Raw genomic sequence first — 17,098 nt, forward strand, 5'->3', positions numbered from 1 at the left:
TGCCGTTCTTGGGATGCGATGGCTGAAGGCGCGACGCATACGCCGGGTGGCAAAAGACCGCGAGTTAGCCCGCCCCGATCAGCGGGATCGCCTCGTCGCGCTCGTACAGATACAGCAGGCAGCGCAGCGCTTCGCCGCGCTCGCCCTTCAGCTTCGGATCGTCCTTCATGATCCGCAGCGCTTCGTCTCTCGCCTGGGTGATGAGCTGGCCGTGCACCTCCGAGCGCGCGATGCGATAGCCGGGCAGGCCGCTCTGGCGCACGCCCAGCACGTCGCCCTCGCCGCGCAGCTTCAGGTCCTCTTCGGCGATGCGAAAGCCGTCCGTGGTCTCGCGGATCACCTTCAGCCGCGCCTTCGACATCTCGCCGAGCGGCTCGCTGTAGAGCAGGATGCAGGTCGAGGCTTCCGAGCCGCGTCCGATGCGGCCGCGGAGCTGGTGCAGCTGGGCGAGACCAAAACGCTCGGCGTTCTCGATCACCATGATGGTCGCGGCCGGCACATCGACACCGACCTCGACCACGGTGGTGGCGACCAGCAGCCCGATCTCATGCGCCGCGAACTGGCCCATGACGCGGTCCTTCTCCGTGCCCTTCATCTGTCCGTGGACGAGGCCGACGCGATCTCCGAAGCGCTTTTGCAGGCTCTCGAAGCGCTTGGTCGCGTTGGTGAGGTGCTCGGTGCCTTCGGCCTCGGATTCCTCGACCAGCGGGCAGATCCAGTAGACCAACTTGCCGGAGTCCAGCGCACGCCCGACGCCATCCATGACCTCACCGAGCCGGCTCATGGCGACGGCGCGGGTGTCGATCGGCTGGCGGCCGGCCGGCTTTTCGCGCAGCTCGCTGATGTCCATGTCGCCGAAATAGGTCAGCACCAGCGTGCGCGGGATCGGCGTCGCGCTGAGCACGAGAACATCGACGGCTTCGCCCTTCGCCGTCAGCGCGAGGCGCTCGCGGACGCCAAAGCGGTGCTGTTCGTCGACGATGGCGAGCGCCAGATCATGGAAGATCACATCGTCCTGGATCAGCGCATGGGTGCCGACGAGGAGGTCGATCTCGCCCTCGGCGAGCTGCGCGATGATCTCGCGCCGTTCCTTGCCCTTCTCGCGCCCGGTGAGGATGGCGACCCTCATGCCGGCGCGTTCGGCGAGCGGCGCAATGGTCTTGATGTGCTGACGCGCCAGGATTTCGGTCGGGGCCATCAGCGCGGCCTGCTTGCCGACTTCGGCCGCGGCTGCGGCTGCCAGCAGAGCCACCACGGTCTTGCCCGAGCCGACGTCGCCCTGGAGCAGACGGAGCATGCGCACCGGTTGTTTCAGATCGTTGGCGATCGCCGCCACGGCATCGCGTTGCGAGGTCGTGAGCGCGTAGGGCAGGGCGTCGATGATCTTGTGGCGCAGATGCCCGTCGCCTGCATTGCGGACGCCGGCAGGCCGCCGCAGCTGCGCGCGGATCAGAGCGAGCGCGAGTTGGCCGGCGAGCAATTCGTCGAAGGCCAGGCGCGACCAGTAGCGCTGGTCGGGCAGGATGTCGGTGAGCTCGACCGGTTGATGCACGCGATTGAGCGCTTCTGCGACCGGCGGGAAATTGCAGCGGCTGAGCACCTCCGGACTGATCCATTCGGGCAGCGCCGGCAGCTTCTGCAGCGCCTGCGCGATCGCACGGCGGAGCGAGCCAAGTGCGAGGCCCTCCGTCAAGGGATAGACGGGGTCGATGCCCGAGAGCTTCGAGATCGCCTCCTCGTCCAGCACGCGGTCGGGATGCACGATCTGCGGGATGCCGTCATACATCTGCAGCGTACCGGAGACGTAGCGCTTCTCGCCGACCGGCAGCAGCTTTTCGACGTAGCCGGGCTTGGCGCGAAAGAACGTCAGCACGACGTCGCCGGTATCGTCGCTGGCAAAGACCAGATAAGGCGCGCGCGGATTGCGCGGCGGGGGCGGGCGGTGACGGTCGACGGTGACCTCCAGCGTCACCATGGTTCCGACGGCTGCATCGCGGACTTTCGGCCGTGCCCGGCGATCGATCACCTGGCTCGGCAGATGCAAGAGCAGGTCCACCAGCCGCGGCGTCTCGCTCCGGCTGAGCAGATATTGCAGCAGCTTGTCCTGCTTCGGACCGACGCCGGGCAGGCTGGTCACGGGAGCAAACAGCGGATTGAGCAGGCTGGGGCGCATGGATGCGAATCTAGGATCGTTTCGGCCCGTCATGCCCGGCTTTATGCCGGGCATCCACGGCTTTTTTCGCGGTCCTTGGCGGGCATCAGGCCATGCCAAATCGAGGGCTGACACGGCAGGTTCGAATGGCTATATCACCCCGGCCCGGCACGTCCGGGCTTTCGGCGTTTGACTGGATTTGAGACATGACGGGAACAACACGATCGAGCAAGGGCCTGGACGACCGCCGCAAGCGGCTCCTGTTCCGCTGCTGGCACCGCGGCACGCGCGAGATGGACCTGATTCTCGGCCGCTTCGCCGACGCCGAGATCGCCAATCTCTCCGACGCCGAGCTGACCGAGCTCGAGACCCTGCTCGAGGTCAACGATCCCGATCTCTACGCCGCCATCACCGGTGACAAGCAGCTGCCAGCTGATGTCACCGGCGCGTTGTTCGCTCGCATCAAGGCCTATCCGATCGCGGACGGCAATTTATGAAGCAAGGGATGAAATCTCCGGCCGAGCTGCTCACGCCCGGCCGCGCGCTGACGCTTGCCAATGTCGCAGAAGGTGCCGAGGGCCTCGTCGTCTCGGATCTGGCGCGCGCCATCGCGGCGCGGCCGAAGAAGCCGGCGGTCAGCCTGGCCGTGGTCTGCCGCGATGGCGGGCGCATGCAGCAGCTCGAACGCGCGCTGCAATTCTTTGCGCCCGATCTGCCGGTGCTGACGTTTCCGGCCTGGGATTGCCAGCCCTATGACCGCGTCTCGCCGCATGGCGGCATTCTGGCGCAACGCCTGACCACGCTGGCGCGGCTCGCAGCGCTCACCGGCAGCGACAAGCCGCTGATCGTGCTGACGACGGTGAATGCAATCGTGCAGCGTGTGCCCGCGCGCGAGCTCGTTGCGGCGCAGGCGCTGTCGGTCGCGCCGGGCAATGTCGTGCCGATGGACACCATTATCGCCTGGCTCGAACACAATGGTTACAACCGCTCGTCGACGGTGCGCGAGCCCGGCGAATACGCCGTGCGCGGCGGCATCCTCGACCTGTTTCCGGCCGGCCTCGACCAGCCCGTGCGGTTCGATTTCTTCGGCGACAGCCTGGAATCGATCCGCTCCTTCGACGCCGAGACCCAGCGCACGATGCTCGACATGCGCTCGCTCGATCTGGTGCCGGTCTCCGAATTCCAGCTCGTCACCGACACCATCCGCCGCTTCCGCATGGGCTATGTCGCCGAGTTCGGCGCGCCCGAGCGCGATGACGCGCTGTACGAGGCGGTCAGCGAAGGCCGCCGTCATCCCGGCATGGAGCACTGGCTGCCGCTGTTCCAGGACCGGATGGACACGCTGTTCGACTATCTGCAGGGGGCGGCCGTTGCGATCGAGCCGCAGGCCGAGGACGCCATCCGCGAGCGCTTCAAGCAGATCCAGGACTATTACGAGGCCCGCCGCGATGCGATGGAGCATCCGGGTGGCGGCGCCATCTACAAGCCGCTGCCGCCTGACAGGCTCTATCTGACCGAGGACGAGTGGGGCAGGCGCGAACGCGACGTGCCGCTGATCCGGCTGACGGCATTTTCGGTGCCGGCCGATGGCGTGAGTGTTGTCGATGCCGGCGCCCGCAAGGGCCGCGACTTCGCGCCTGAACGCAACGACTCGACGGTCAACGTGTTCGAATCCGTTGTCGCGCACGTCATGGCTTTGCAGGCCCAACGCAAGAAGGTCGTGATCGCGCTGTGGAGCGAAGGCTCGCGCGACCGCATGACCTCGATGCTGCGCGACCACAAGCTGACCCACACCACCAGCGTCAACGCCTGGCGGACGGTCCAGGCGACCCCGCGCAACGAGACCATGCTCGCCGTGCTCGGCCTGGAGGCCGGTTTCGAGACCGACGAGATCGCTGTCATCAGCGAGCAGGACATCCTCGGCGATCGCCTGGTGCGGACACGCAAGGCCAGCCGCAAGCTCGACAATTTCATCTCGGAGATCACGAGCCTCACCGCGGGCGACATCGTCGTCCACGCCGATCACGGTATCGGCCGTTTTGTCGGCCTGCAGACGCTCGACGTCGCCGGCGCGCCGCATGACTGTCTCGAGCTGCACTATGCCGCCGACGCAAAACTGTTCCTGCCGGTCGAGAACATCGAGCTGCTGTCTCGCTACGGCTCCGACCAGACCACGGTCGAGCTCGATCGTCTCGGCGGCTCCGGCTGGCAGACCCGCAAGGCGAAGCTCAAGAACCGGATCCGCGAGATCGCGGGCGAGCTGATCAAGATCGCGGCCGCGCGCCATCTGCACGAGGCACCCAAGCTGCTGGTTCCGCAGGGCCTCTATGACGAGTTCTGCGCACGCTTCCCCTATGACGAGACCGAGGACCAGTTAGGGGCCATCGAATCCACCTTGAAAGACCTTGAGCTCGGCCGTCCCATGGACCGGCTGATCTGCGGCGACGTCGGCTTCGGCAAGACCGAGGTTGCGCTCCGTGCCGCCTTTGCCGTCGCGCTCGAAGGCAAGCAGGTCGCTGTCGTGGTGCCGACCACGCTGCTCGCGCGCCAGCACGCCAGAACCTTTACCGAGCGTTTCAAGGGCTTCCCGGTGAACGTGGCGCAGGCCTCGCGCCTGATCCCGGCCAAGGAGCTGAACCTGGTCAAGAAGGGCATCGCCGATGGTTCCGTCGACATCGTCGTCGGCACCCATGCGCTGCTCGGCAAGGCCATCAAGTTCCGCGACCTCGGCCTCGTCATCGTCGACGAGGAGCAGCATTTCGGTGTCACCCACAAGGAGCGGCTGAAGGCGCTGCGCGCCGAGGTCCACGTGCTGACGCTGTCGGCAACGCCGATCCCGCGCACGCTGCAGCTGGCGCTGACCGGCGTGCGCGAGCTTTCGATCATTGCCTCGCCGCCGGTCGACCGTCTCGCCGTCCGCACCTTCGTTGCCCCGCACGATCCCCTGATGATCCGCGAGGCCCTCTTGCGCGAGCGCTATCGCGGCGGCCAGGCGTTCTACGTGGTGCCGCGCATCGATGACCTCGCCGAGGTCAAGGACTTCCTCGACAAGAACCTGCCGGAGATGAAGGTCGCGGTCGCGCACGGGCAGATGCCGCCCGCCGTGATCGAGGACATCATGACCGCGTTCTACGACGGCAAGTTCGACATCCTGCTGTCGACCACGATCGTGGAATCCGGCCTCGACATTCCCAACGCAAACACGCTGATCGTGCACCGGGCCGATATGTTCGGCCTCGCCCAGCTCTACCAGCTCCGCGGCCGCGTCGGTCGTTCGAAGCTGCGGGCCTATGCGCTGTTCACACTGCCGGCACAGCAGAAGATCACGGCGCAGGCCGAGCGCCGCCTCACCGTGCTGCAATCGCTGGAAACGCTGGGCGCCGGCTTCCAGCTCGCCTCGCACGACCTCGACATCCGCGGCGCCGGCAATCTGCTTGGCGAGGAGCAGTCCGGCCACATCAAGGAAGTCGGCTTCGAGCTCTATCAGTCGATGCTGGAGGAGGCGATCGTCAACCTCAAGGCTGGCGTCTCCGAGCCCGCCGCCGATCGCTGGTCGCCGACTATCACCATCGGCATGCCCGTGCTCATTCCGGAGGATTATGTCGGCGATCTCTCGGTGCGGCTGTCGCTCTATCGGCGCCTCGCCGATCTCGACAGCGAGGAGGAGATCGAGAATTTTGGTGCCGAGATGCGCGACCGTTTCGGCGTGCTGCCCGACGAGGTGCGCTATCTGTTCAAGGTCGCCGCCATCAAGGCGTTTTGCCGCCAGGCCAATGTCGAGAAGATCGATGCCGGCCCGAAGGGCGCAGTGATCACCTTCCGCGACAATTCGTTCGCCTATCCCGATCGCCTGGTGAGCTTCATCCGCAGCTACGGTCAGGCGGCAAAGGTGCGGCCCGACATGAAGGTGGTGTTCCTGCAAGATTGGGAGACGCCGGAAGAGCGCCTCGTCGGAACGACCGAGATCATGCGCCAGCTGGCCCAGCTCGCGCAGAAAAAGAAGGCGGCGTAGCTGAGAGGTCTCATTAACGAGAACGGATCTATTTGAGGACCGCGGCGAATGGCCACTTGCGGAATGAGCGAATAGCGGTCATATTGCACTTATCGAGTTTCGGCCGAACGACTTGGCCTCGCCGCTTTCGAGCGTGCCTGACTGACGACCCTCCCTCCAGATCTCGACGACACCGACCGCGTTTTTTAGCGCGGCCAAACGCTTATCTATCTCAAAGGACGACCCCCATGACGACGGGAACTGTGAAGTGGTTTAACAGCCAAAAGGGTTTTGGATTCATTCAGCCGGACCAGGGCAGCCAGGATGTGTTCGTTCATATCAGCGCCGTTGAACGCGCCGGCATGAATACCCTCAATGAAGGGCAGAAGGTTTCATTCGAAATCGTTGCAGACCGCCGCACCGGCAAGTCTGCTGCCGATGATCTGCGCGCCGTATAGGCTGCCGCAATCGCGATGACGTTGCTTTGACCACGGATGTACTGGCAGAGCTTCTGATTTCTGGACCCGCGACCGTTCATCGGCCGCGGGTTTTTTGCGTGGGTTGCCGCTGATCGCGACTGACAATGCGAATGGTGGCGCTTGGCCGCCGGGATCCCCATATAGAGCCGATGACAAATTGGCAGAAATCGACCACGCGACAAGCACCCATGACGAAGGCCGAACTGCGCCTGATGCTGACCGAGGCGGTCCGCAACACGCAGCCGGGCCTTGAGCCGAAGCAACTGTCGAAAGCCCGGAAGATCGCGGCCGGGCCCGCTGATCCGGCATCCGGGGGCGCGCCACCGCTTCGCTGAGCAAGCTCAGGATGACTTGAGCGTTCGAAGTCGACGGCAGCGAAACGCTGGCAGATGGCTACGACGCCGCCCGCGCCGAAAAAAGGCGGCGTAAGAATCTCCGTCTTAGTTCCCACGCGACGACGCCCGAACCGCCGCTGAGACGATCAATCGAAGTGAAATCTCAGGTAAAGGGTTCCAGCCGGCTCATTCTGGAAATACAAGAGCCCTCGCGCCGCCGTGCCGGTAAAGAAGCGAAGCTTCGGTGGCGGGTTGCTGAGTACGATCCCCTGTGATCGCGCGCCAAGCTCGAAGAAACAGCAGCCGGGCTTGCCCTCGATTTGAATGCGCGCATGGCTAAGGTCATTGCGAGACAGGAAAATGATGATCGTCAGATTCAGCTTGTCGACCTTCACATGGCAAACTTCATAAGGGCAGGCCGTCGCCCCCGCATCGCTCCCGGTTGCCGTTTCAATGCCGTAGTCTATCCTGTAATCCTTTGCGTAGGCGGAAGACGCCATGAGCAGAGCCGCAGCCATGAATGCTGATGCGAATTTCACAGATCGCGCCGCAGGACAAGACATTGAGGCGCATCCAACTGTCATACGTTTTTTCACCCAAAGGTTGTCACGAACTCATTGTGGAACATATGGGGAACGCTGTCAATCGGTTCAGGAAGTCAGCGCTTTGGCGACAGCGCTGATGTCGCTAAGGGTGCCCCATCATCTGATAACTATCTCAATCCGGGACGATCCGACGGAGAACACGGATGTTCGGGTCGGCACGATCCGGAGCTTTCTCGACTCGGGATACGAGGAGAGGGCGATTGGCCGAAGTTGTCGAGAGCACGCCCTGATTTCTCGGCGTTGCAAGAATTGGTATTCTCCCGTTAGTCGCTGGCGGGGCAAAGATTGGTGGGCGCGCTCGCATGATCGAATCGTTCGGGTCGTGCGGACGGATCTCGCTATGGCCGTCGGCATCTAGACTGGGCATTGCGTTGCTGACCTGCTGGACAGCCTCGTCAATCATCTTCTTTACAGAACTCAGTACCGAGCCGGGGTCATCGACATATTGCTCGGAAGCAAGAACGCTGTCCTTAAATCGATTGAGGTCCTCGATGGTCTGCTGAGCTGATTTCCGCGGTCCTTCGTCCCACCAGGAGCCCTTGCCAGACACGTAGTGATCGATGACGTCGCGCGCGCGACCGGTAATGTCTTCCTTGTCTGACGGATTGATCGCGACAGACCCGGAGCCGATCGGCGGTAGAGGCTTTTTCTCAATCGTCGGCATGCAGATTTCTCCTGCGCAAAATGAAAAAGCCCGCATCGGATTTCTCCGCGCGGGCCAACTGACCTGTTTCGATGATGCCACTATACTGGTGTTTTGCCCGACGCGTCAAATAGAATTCGCAAAATCCGTAGCAGCTCCCATTTTGCCATTGACGGTACTTTGCATGGGGTTGTTTTTCGGATTTGTGGGATCTCATGGGCAGTCGAGGTCCCGTGAATGGGCGACTCGCAAAATCAGGTGCGGCAAAAACTATGACGCCGCCCGCGAGGCGTCGGCCGAAAGCCGCCCCAGCAGCGAGCGTGCCGTATCCGACGGCGACAGCGAATCCACGCTGACGACGGGGTCGCTGCGCATCTCGTGCTTGCCGTTCGAGGTGTGCTTCATCACCGCCGACAAGCGGCGGGCGATCATGTGCGCGGTGCGGAAATCCGTCTCGGCGAACACCACGATCACTGACCCATCCTTCTGCGCCGCGCCAAAGTCCATCTGCCGCATCAGCCGGCTGAGGATACGGGCGGCATCGAGCTGCGCGCGGGGGTTGCCGGGATCGAAGGCGAAGCGCGCCACCGACAGGCCGCCGCCTCGGGCAAGCGCCTGCTCGACCGCATTGGAAAAATCACGGGCGAAGGCTTCGAGCGTCAACAGACCGGTGCGCGGATCGAGCCAGCCGCCGGCATCGATCGAGCGCAGCGTGCGGCTCAATTGCGCTTCCATCGCATGCTGGCGGATCAAGGGCAGCGCGTTGGCCGCGACCTTGGCGGGCTCGCCTGCGATCAGTTCGAGATTGGGCAGGTCGTAGCTCTGGGTGAGCTGGTGCGCGGTAACGACCACGGGCAGGTTGCGGAAGCGGGTGTCTTCCGCGAGCACGGTGAGGAATGCATCGGTGACGCGCGGCGTAAACCCGTCAGTGAGCACGACGCCGTCGATGTCCCTTGTGTTGAGATGCTTTGCCGCAGCCTCGATCGAGAGCGCGCCGACGACGCCAGCGCGTTCGCCAAGCTTCACGGACAGCGCAGGATAGGACGCGCCACGGCCGATCAGAAGCACGATTGCATCGCGCACCGGATCGCTCTCAGGCAGCGTGACCTTCGCCTCCGGCAGGCGACGCAGCACGGTGGCATGAAGCGTGCGAACGCGGATTGCCGCGCGCAGGCGTGCAATCAGGCGCTCGGCAGCATTGGCGCGCGTTGCGAAGGGGAGTGCGTTGTGGGGGAGCGATCCCTGTGCATCCAGCGCGACCAGCGGGAGGTATAGCGGCTGATCGGCGATCTTCTTTGCGAGGAGCGGCATATGCGGCTCGTGCCCGCCGGACATCGCGGCAAGCACGGCAGCCGGCTGCACCTCGTCGACGGCGCGCGCAGCGCTCGACCAATCGCTGTCGACGACAGGAAAGAGACGGGCTTCGTCCAGCGCCGCAAGGAAGGCGGGGCGCTCGGCATTGGAGACAAACAGGATCGGGCCCGCCTGGGACATTCGAAGACTCTGTTCACGCGGTCAATGCTGCGCAATGTAGTCCGGCCGCCTTAATGCGGCGTCAATGTTCCCAGCAAAACTGTGGCTAGACCGGGCCCGAGCGGTCGCGAAAAGCCTCGACCATCAGGGGGTTAAGGCCAAGCTCGCTGAGCGCCTCACGGGCGCGGGCATTGTCCTGGGCCCGGCCTGCCAGCCGATGGCCGGAGAGGCGGTCGGGCAGGGCGGTGAGCAGCGCGCCCTGGCCGAGCCGGCGCGCCCATTCCTGCAGGTCGTTGGAGAGGAACCGGTAGCCGCCAACGGCCATGATACCTGATGGAGGTGCGGTGATACAGATGGCGCCGCTGGCGCGGTCGATCCGTGCGGCATAGCCGGTGTCGACATAGTCGCGCGGCGGCTGCGCCGTCAGCGTCTCTCCGACCGGCTGGGGCGGCGCGTAGGCGGCAATCGGCACCATCGGGCCGCGCAGGCCCAGCGTGCCCTTCGGCGTCAGCAGGATATCACCCGCGATCGAAGAGCCGGATTGCTCGCGGGGCGCGCCGTGTGGCCCGGGCATCACCGCGACAGGCATGCCGTCCTCGCCGCGCCGGGCCCCGAACAGCCCGGCCTCGCCGAACAGATAGACGTCCGTGAGCGGCGCATGCGGCGCGATCCAGGCTTCGCTGGTGGCCACCTGCTCCGGCGCGCGCCAGAGCCCGATGACGTTGCGCAAGGTCGGCATCCGCGCCGCCGGACCGGAATCGCCGAGCCGCAAAGCAAGCTGCGCCGGCGCGATCAGCACGTCGCATCTGTGCTCGTTGATCTGCTGCTCCAGCACCTCGCTCTCGAACGGATGATGCAGCGCCAGCGCACCGCCGCAGAGCAGCCACACCGCCAGCGAAGAGGCGAGGCCCGCGAACGACATCGGTGCGAACGCGGCCATGACGGTCGCACCCTGCTGGATGTCGGCTTCCAGCGACATCGCCAGCCCGCCTGCGATCAGGCTGAAATGCGGCCGTGGCACCGGGCGGAAACCCTCGGCCGTGACGTCGAAGGAGATCATCGCCGCCTTGCGGCCGTCCTGGATCACGGCACGCGTGGTGCCGGGCGGACGCGCCAACACCTCGTCGAGCGAGGCCATGCCCTCGGGCAGATCGGCACCAAAGCCGAAAACGTGGCGAATCGAGAAGGCCTCGGCGGCTGCGTGCATGGCAAGGTCGGCGTAGCTGACGCTATCGACCTTGCTCATGGTGACGATGGCGCGTGCCGCCGTGCGGTTGAGCGCGACCGCGAGCTCCGCCTGCCGCCACAGCAGCGGCAGCACCGCAACCACGAGGCCGGCGCGATGGGCAGCAAGCACCGTCAGCACGAACTCGACCGTCGCCGGCAGCTGGATCGCGATCACCGAATTGGCCGGCAGGCCCGATTCGACAAAATGCGCCGACAGGGCCTCAATGGCGGTGTCGGCCTCGGCGTAAGACATGCGCCGAGGCTGGTGGCCGGTGATGCGGGATTTGTTGAGCGGATCGAGCAGAGCGAGCGCGTGCGGCTGCCGCATCAGCGTCCGCTGGAACAGCGTGTCGAGCGTCGGCGATACGGCTGGCTGGTTCACGGCGTCACTTCGCTGGACTGGCTTGAGGCTCACCCTTCGACCACCAGGTCTCCGGCAGGTAGCCGGACAGCGCGGTGGTCGATGGTCGTTCTATCCGATTCCATCGCGCGATCCATTGCTCGGACACGTTAAACAGGGGGATTGTGTAGAAGCCTGATATCAGGGACCGGTCCAGTGCCCGCACAGCGGCGACGAAATCCGTATGATCACGGGCCTCCAACAGCGCCTTGATCATGGCGTCGACCGCGGGGTCCTTCGCGCCCATGTAGTTGCGGGTGCCCGGACTGTCCGCGGCCGCGCTACCCCAATAGAAGGACTGCTCGTTGCCGGGCGAGAGCGACTGGTCCCAGCGGTTCTGGATCATGTCGAACTCGTAGGCCAGCCGGCGCTGGTCGAACTGCACGGGATCGACGGCGCGCACGCTCGGATCGATGCCGGCGCGTTTGAGGTCGCGCTGGAACGCGAGTGCGATGCGCTCCTGGTCGCGGGTCGTCACCAGCATTTCGAACGTGAAGGGCGCCTTGGTCACGCGGTTGCGCAGCACGGTGCCGTCGAGATCGTAGCCGGCGTCCGACAACAGCTTCAGCGCCGCGCGCAACGTGTTGCGGTCGCGGCCCGAGCCGTCGGTGACGGGAAGGCGATAGCTGCCATCCATGATGTCTTCGGGAATCTGTGCCGCGAACGGTTTGAGCAGCTCGCGCTCGCGCGCATCTGCGGGCCGTGCATAGGCCGACAGCTCGGAGCCCGCAAAGTAACCGGCGGCGCGCGAATAGAGCGAGAAGAAATAGTTGCGGTTGACCAGCTCGAAGTCGAACAGCAGCGTCAGCGCCTGGCGCACGCGGATGTCCGCGAATAAAGGACGCCTGGTGTTGAACACCAGAAATTCCGAAGGCTGTGGCACGCCGGGCTTGAAGGTGTCGCGGATCACCTCGCCGCTCATGGCGGCGGGAAAATCATAGCCGCTGTGCCAGCGCAGCGGCTCGTTCTCGACGCGGAAATCATAGAGGCCGCGCTTGAAGGCTTCGAACTGGCCATTGGCCTCGCGATAATAATCGAGCCGGATCTCGTCGAAATTGAACAGCCCGCGATTGACCGGAAGATCGCGGCCCCAATAATCGGGATTGCGCGTGAGCGTCACGCTGGCACCGGGCTTCACCGCCGTGACGCGGTAGGGACCCGAGGCAATCGGCCCCGATAGCGTCGTCTCCTCGAAGGTTGCGACGTCGACCGCGTGCTTCGGCAGGACCGGCATCAGGCCGAGGATCAGCGGCAGCTCGCGGTCATTGGCCCCCGCAAGATCGAAGCGGACAGTGAGGGGATCGGGCGCGTCGGCCTTGGCGACCTTGGCGTAATATTGCCTGAGGTTGGGCCGGCCATGGTCGCGCAACAGCTGCCAGGAGAACAGCACGTCCTCGGCTTGCACGGGCTTGCCATCGGAGAAGCGGGCGCGGGGATCGATGTGGAAGGTGACATAGCTTCGCGCCTCATCCGTCTCGACGGTCCGGGCGAGCAGGCCGTAGAGCGTGAACGGCTCATCCTGGCCGCGTGCCAGCAGGCTCTCGACCACGTAGGCGCGGATTGGCTGCACGGCCAACCCCTTCACGATGAACGGATTGAGGCTGTCGAACGTGCCGAGCAGGCCCCAGGTCAGCCGGCCGCCCTTGGGCGCGTCCGGATTGGCGTAGGGCATGTGGGTGAAATCGGCCGGCATCGCCGGCTTGCCGTGCATGGCGATGGCATACGCTTCCTCCGCCTGGCTACCGCTGGTCCATAGGCAGAGGGTGAGGGTCGTGAAAGCCAGGGTCGTGCAGGTCGAGGCGAGATGGCAAAGGCGGACAAGGCCGCGGACGCTTGGGCCCTCGCGCAGGCACTGGAACATGAACATTCGGACACGTTGATTCGAGGGCCGCCGGGGTCGAAGCCTATCACAGGGATTTCACCGGGAGCCCGCCTGGATGCAGCCAAAGATGCTTGTCGGCATTGATCTTTCCGTCGACCACGTTAAGAAGGCACGCAATCGCGCAAGAGCGCCGAGCCCGTCACGTATCTGCCTCAATTGACGGGGAGAGAGCCGCACCCAAGGCGGCTTGTTCGGTGTGACCGAGCGGTTCGGGCACTTCCCGTTCAGAAAGGGTTTTCTGCAATGAATTTCCGTTATTTGGCCGCGTCCGTCCGGCCGCGCGGGCGAGTTCTCGCCCTGTTGACGGCGACGGCATTGGCCATTCCGTTTGCCGCCGAAGCCCAGACCCCCGCACCGGCTCCGGGCGCCCCCAAGGCTGCCCCGAAAGCCGCGCCAAAGGCTGCTCCCAAAGCTCCGGCTGCGGCCCCGGCGCCAGCTCCCCAGGCCCAACAGGCCCCTGCGGCCCAGCCCGGCGCGCCGGCTGCGCAGGGCGGTCAGCCCGCGGATCAGCAGATCCAGCTGATCTACGCGCCCTGGACCAAGTTCTGCCTCAAGGGCCAGGACGCCAACGCCAAGCAGGTCTGCTTCACCGGCAAGGACGGCCGCATCGAATCGGGCCAGCCGGTCATCGCCGCCGTCATCATCGAGCCGGAAGGCGAGCCCAAGAAGATCCTGCGCGTGACGCTGCCGCTGGGCATGCAGCTCGTGCACGGCACCCGCATCATCGTCGACAACAACGCGCCGCTGCAGAGCCCGTATGTGATCTGCTTCCAGAACGGCTGCATGTCGGACTACGAGGCGACCCCAGAGCTCATTGCCAATTTGAAGAAGGGCCAGAACCTCGTGGTCCAGGCGATCAACGCCAACGGCCAGCCGCTGACCCTGCCGCTGCCGCTCACCGGCGAATTCCAGAAGGCCTATGACGGTCCGCCGACCGATCCGAAGGTGTTCGAGGAAACCCAGAAGAAGCTGCAGGAAGAGCTGCAGAAGAAGGCCGAAGAGCAGCGCAAGAAGCTCGAGCAGCAGGGCGGCGCGCCCGGCGCACCTCCGACCGCTCAGAAGTAATCGGGCTCGAATCCCGGACATGAAAAAGGCGCCCGATCGGGCGCCTTTTTTGCTGGCCGCTTGGTGGCAGCGAAAAAAACTGGAGCGGGGGATCGCCTAGTTCAGCGAGGGATTGCGCGGGCGGTAGCCGCCATCCTTGTTCTTGACGAAGATCTCGGCGACCTGGGAATGCCGGATCGGCTCACCGGACTCGTCGGGCAGCAGGTTCTGCTCCGAGACATAGGCGACGTACTCGGACTCCGCGTTCTCCGCGAGCAAATGGTAGAACGGCTGGTCCTTGTGCGGCCGCACCTCCTCGGGGATGGAGAGCCACCACTCCTCGGTGTTGTTGAATTCCGGATCGATGTCGAAGATCACCCCCCGGAACGAGAAGATCCGGTGGCGAACGACCTGACCGATCTGAAACTTGGCGGTCCGCGCTTTAATCATCCTCCGTCGATAGACCAGGATTGTGGCCGATGCTAGTGCCCTCATTTCGAATTGGCCCGCAGTACTCGGCCGGACAGGCCGACAATCCTCAGAAATCACTTCATCAATGGTCGATATCCTTAATCTGGCGCTACCTTATTTCGGCTTGATCTTCGTCGGCTTCGCCTGCGGCAAGGCCAAGTCGCTGCCGGAATCGGGCCTCGCCTGGATGAATTTCTTCCTGCTCTACGTGTCGTTGCCGGCGCTGCTGTTTGCGATCATGTCGAAGACGCCGTTCGCGGAGCTGAACAACCCGCCATTCCTGGTCGCGACCACGCTGTCGACGGTAGCGGCGTTCACCATCGCGCTGGTGGTCGGCAAGGCGCTTGGCGGGTTGACACTGCGTGAGGCGACGCTCGCGGGCCTGTCCGGCGGCTACGGCAATATCGGCTACATGGGCCCTGGGCTGGCGCTCGCCGTGCTCGGATCGAAGGCGTCCGCGCCGACCGCCCTGATCTTCTGCTGCGACAGCATCTTCCTGTTCACGATCGTGCCGCTGCTGATCGAGCTGTCAGACCGCGACCATCCCTCGATCGTGCACGCCTTCGGCGTCGTGCTGAAGCAGATCGTGCTCAACCCGCTGATCATGTCGGCCTGCTTTGGCGCGGCGGTTGCTGCGCTCCACATCGAGCTGCCGGTCGCGCTCGACCGCACAATCACGTTCCTGCAGAACGCGGCCGCGCCCACCGCGCTGTTCGTGCTCGGCGTGACCGTGGCACTGCGCCCGTTTGACCGCGTGCCCTGGGAAGTGCCTGGTGTGATCGCGGTGAAGCTGCTGATCCATCCGCTCGCGGCGTTCGGCCTGATGCTGGCATTCGGTCCGTTCGCGCAGCCCTGGGCCGCAACGGCCATCCTGATGGCCTCGCTGCCGCCGGCGCTGAATGTGTTCGTGATCGCGCGCCAAAACGATGCCTGGATCGAATCCGCATCCGTTGCCGTGCTGCTCGGCACATTCGCCTCGGTGGTCACGCTGACCAGCGTGATGTGGCTGCTCCAGACCGGGCGATTGGTGTTTCCGTAAGCGGCGACCAGCGCGGCTCGATGTTTACCTCTCCCTACGGGATAGGTGTTCGAGCGCTCCAGTTGACCGTCAATTCGCGGTTACCGCCGCCAGGTCGGCGTCAGACCCTCGCGCATGGCAAAACGCCGGAGCGGGCCGATGGCCCCCAGCAAATGCATGCCGACGGCGCGGATGGGCTGGAGCGGCAGGAAATCGTTGAGCAGCGAACGGTTGGCGATGTCGATCGCAAAGGTCCGGCTCAGAATGTCCGGACGCCGCGCCCGGTCGTAGCGCCTGAGCACCTCGTCGGCGCCCGGGTCCTGTCCTGACGCGATGGCCTCGCCGGCGAGCCGAGCAATGTCGGCCGCATCCCGCAGGCCGAGATTGAGGCCCTGGGCGCCGATCGGAGGTATCACATGGGCGGCTTCGCCGACCAGCGCGATCCGGTCGCGGGCGAACGATTGCGGCCGCTCGATCGCCAGCGGAAACAGGTTGCGGCCGGGCTCGACCGTCATGCGGCCGAGGATGGAATGCGACTGCTTCTCGACGGCGGCAGACAACTCCTCGTCGCTCAAGCCGCGCAGCCGTTCGGCCTCGGCGGGGGCCGAAACCCAAACGACGCTGCAGCGGTTTCCGGGCAGGGGCACGAACACGCACGGACCGTGCGGCGTATGGAACTCGGTGGAGATGTTCCGGTGCGGCCTGGTATGGCTGACGTTGAAGGTCAGCGCCGTCTGCGTCAGGTCACGCCGCGTCACCGCAATGCCGGCGGCCTCGCGGCACAGCGAATGCCGGCCGTCGGCGCCGACCACCAGTCGCGCGGTCAGGAATTGTCCGGCGGCAGTGCGAATGGCGACATCCTCGGCCTCGATGACGACGCTCTCGGCCTCGTCGTCGAAACGGAAGACATTGGGCAGTTCGGCCGCGCGCGCTTCCAGCGCCAGCATCAGCGAACGGTTGTCGATATTGTAGCCGAAGGCATCGCGCGCGATTTCGTGGCAGGAGAATCGGACCTCGGGGCTGCGGAACAGCCTGTTGGTGTCGTCGACGAGGCGCATGATTTCGAGCGCGGCCGCCTTGTCCTTGCAATGCGACCAGACGTCGAGGCTCTCCAGCAGATCGACGGAGGCCCCCAGCAGCGCGGTGGTCCTGTTATCGGCGTAGGGCAGGCGCCGCGCCACCAGCGCGGTCCTCGCGCCTCGCTGCGCCAGCGCGATTGCGGCTGCAAGGCCCGCCGGGCCACCGCCGACAATGGCCGCGTCGAAGACTGTGGATGCGTCTGTCATGACAGCACATTTGGCACGCCTCGCGGCAAATACAAGCCCACCTATCTTGCCTGATCCTATGGCGAATTGCACGGCGGAACGCCGCGACGGCG

Annotated in this window: 14 protein-coding genes; 6 read left to right on the forward strand and 8 right to left on the reverse strand. The window is 64.9% G+C overall.

Annotation, left to right across the window (positions count from 1 at the left end; translation table 11 throughout):
- Positions 1-64 precede the first annotated feature (64 nt).
- Positions 65-2,173 (reverse strand): ATP-dependent DNA helicase RecG, encoded by a 2,109-nt coding sequence (recG, locus tag JQ621_RS01890; protein ID WP_212232721.1) that lies wholly within the window; start codon positions 2,171-2,173, stop codon positions 65-67.
- Positions 2,174-2,358: 185 nt separating this feature from the next.
- Here recG and JQ621_RS01895 point away from each other — a divergent pair, with 185 nt between their 5' ends.
- The 4 genes from JQ621_RS01895 to JQ621_RS01910 all read left to right on the forward strand — a co-directional run bounded on the left by JQ621_RS01895 (position 2,359) and on the right by JQ621_RS01910 (position 6,957).
- Positions 2,359-2,649 (forward strand): FAD assembly factor SdhE, encoded by a 291-nt coding sequence (locus JQ621_RS01895; protein WP_212232722.1) that lies wholly within the window; start codon positions 2,359-2,361, stop codon positions 2,647-2,649.
- The gene (gene mfd / locus JQ621_RS01900; protein WP_212232723.1) at positions 2,646-6,164 is read left to right on the forward strand and encodes a transcription-repair coupling factor; all 3,519 of its coding nucleotides are present in this window, start codon (positions 2,646-2,648) and stop codon (positions 6,162-6,164) included. Before JQ621_RS01895 ends, mfd begins: the two co-directional genes overlap by 4 nt.
- Before the next feature lie 227 nt (positions 6,165-6,391).
- On the forward strand, positions 6,392-6,601 hold the full coding sequence (locus JQ621_RS01905) for a cold-shock protein (protein ID WP_212232724.1): 210 nt from the start codon (positions 6,392-6,394) through the stop codon (positions 6,599-6,601).
- A gap of 209 nt (positions 6,602-6,810) precedes the next feature.
- Complete coding sequence (locus JQ621_RS01910) at positions 6,811-6,957, forward strand: hypothetical protein (RefSeq protein WP_212232725.1); 147 nt, start codon at positions 6,811-6,813, stop codon at positions 6,955-6,957.
- Positions 6,958-7,103: 146 nt separating this feature from the next.
- Here the strand turns inward: JQ621_RS01910 and JQ621_RS01915 are convergent, their stop codons facing one another.
- The 5 genes from JQ621_RS01915 to JQ621_RS01935 all read right to left on the reverse strand — a co-directional run bounded on the left by JQ621_RS01915 (position 7,104) and on the right by JQ621_RS01935 (position 13,172).
- Positions 7,104-7,496, reverse strand: coding sequence for a hypothetical protein (locus tag JQ621_RS01915; RefSeq protein ID WP_212232726.1), 393 nt, complete (start codon positions 7,494-7,496; stop codon positions 7,104-7,106).
- Positions 7,497-7,674: 178 nt separating this feature from the next.
- On the reverse strand, positions 7,675-8,226 hold the full coding sequence (locus JQ621_RS01920; protein ID WP_212232727.1) for a hypothetical protein: 552 nt from the start codon (positions 8,224-8,226) through the stop codon (positions 7,675-7,677).
- Positions 8,227-8,475: 249 nt separating this feature from the next.
- Positions 8,476-9,699, reverse strand: coding sequence for a GGDEF domain-containing protein (locus JQ621_RS01925; protein ID WP_212232728.1), 1,224 nt, complete (start codon positions 9,697-9,699; stop codon positions 8,476-8,478).
- Positions 9,700-9,784: 85 nt separating this feature from the next.
- Entirely contained in the window at positions 9,785-11,287 is a 1,503-nt protein-coding gene (locus JQ621_RS01930) for an AMP-binding protein (RefSeq protein WP_212232729.1), read from the reverse strand.
- A gap of 4 nt (positions 11,288-11,291) precedes the next feature.
- Positions 11,292-13,172 (reverse strand): extracellular solute-binding protein, encoded by a 1,881-nt coding sequence (locus tag JQ621_RS01935; protein ID WP_212232730.1) that lies wholly within the window; start codon positions 13,170-13,172, stop codon positions 11,292-11,294.
- 258 nt (positions 13,173-13,430) lie between these two features.
- Here JQ621_RS01935 and JQ621_RS01940 point away from each other — a divergent pair, with 258 nt between their 5' ends.
- A complete protein-coding gene (locus JQ621_RS01940) occupies positions 13,431-14,252 on the forward strand; it encodes an invasion associated locus B family protein (protein WP_212232731.1) in 822 nt (273 codons plus the stop codon).
- Positions 14,253-14,348: 96 nt separating this feature from the next.
- Here the strand turns inward: JQ621_RS01940 and hspQ are convergent, their stop codons facing one another.
- Positions 14,349-14,681: a heat shock protein HspQ gene (gene hspQ / locus JQ621_RS01945; protein WP_212232732.1), complete on the reverse strand. Its 333-nt coding sequence runs from the start codon at positions 14,679-14,681 to the stop codon at positions 14,349-14,351.
- 106 nt (positions 14,682-14,787) lie between these two features.
- On the opposite strand from hspQ, the gene JQ621_RS01950 reads away from it, so the two are divergent.
- A complete protein-coding gene (locus JQ621_RS01950; protein ID WP_212232733.1) occupies positions 14,788-15,741 on the forward strand; it encodes an AEC family transporter in 954 nt (317 codons plus the stop codon).
- Positions 15,742-15,821: 80 nt separating this feature from the next.
- Here JQ621_RS01950 and JQ621_RS01955 read toward each other — a convergent pair whose 3' ends face one another.
- Positions 15,822-17,006, reverse strand: a complete 1,185-nt coding sequence (locus JQ621_RS01955) for a UbiH/UbiF family hydroxylase (RefSeq protein ID WP_212232734.1) — start codon at positions 17,004-17,006, stop codon at positions 15,822-15,824.
- Positions 17,007-17,098: the final 92 nt, after the last annotated feature.

Source organism: Bradyrhizobium manausense, assembly GCF_018129685.1.
Lineage (GTDB): Bacteria > Pseudomonadota > Alphaproteobacteria > Rhizobiales > Xanthobacteraceae > Bradyrhizobium > Bradyrhizobium manausense_D.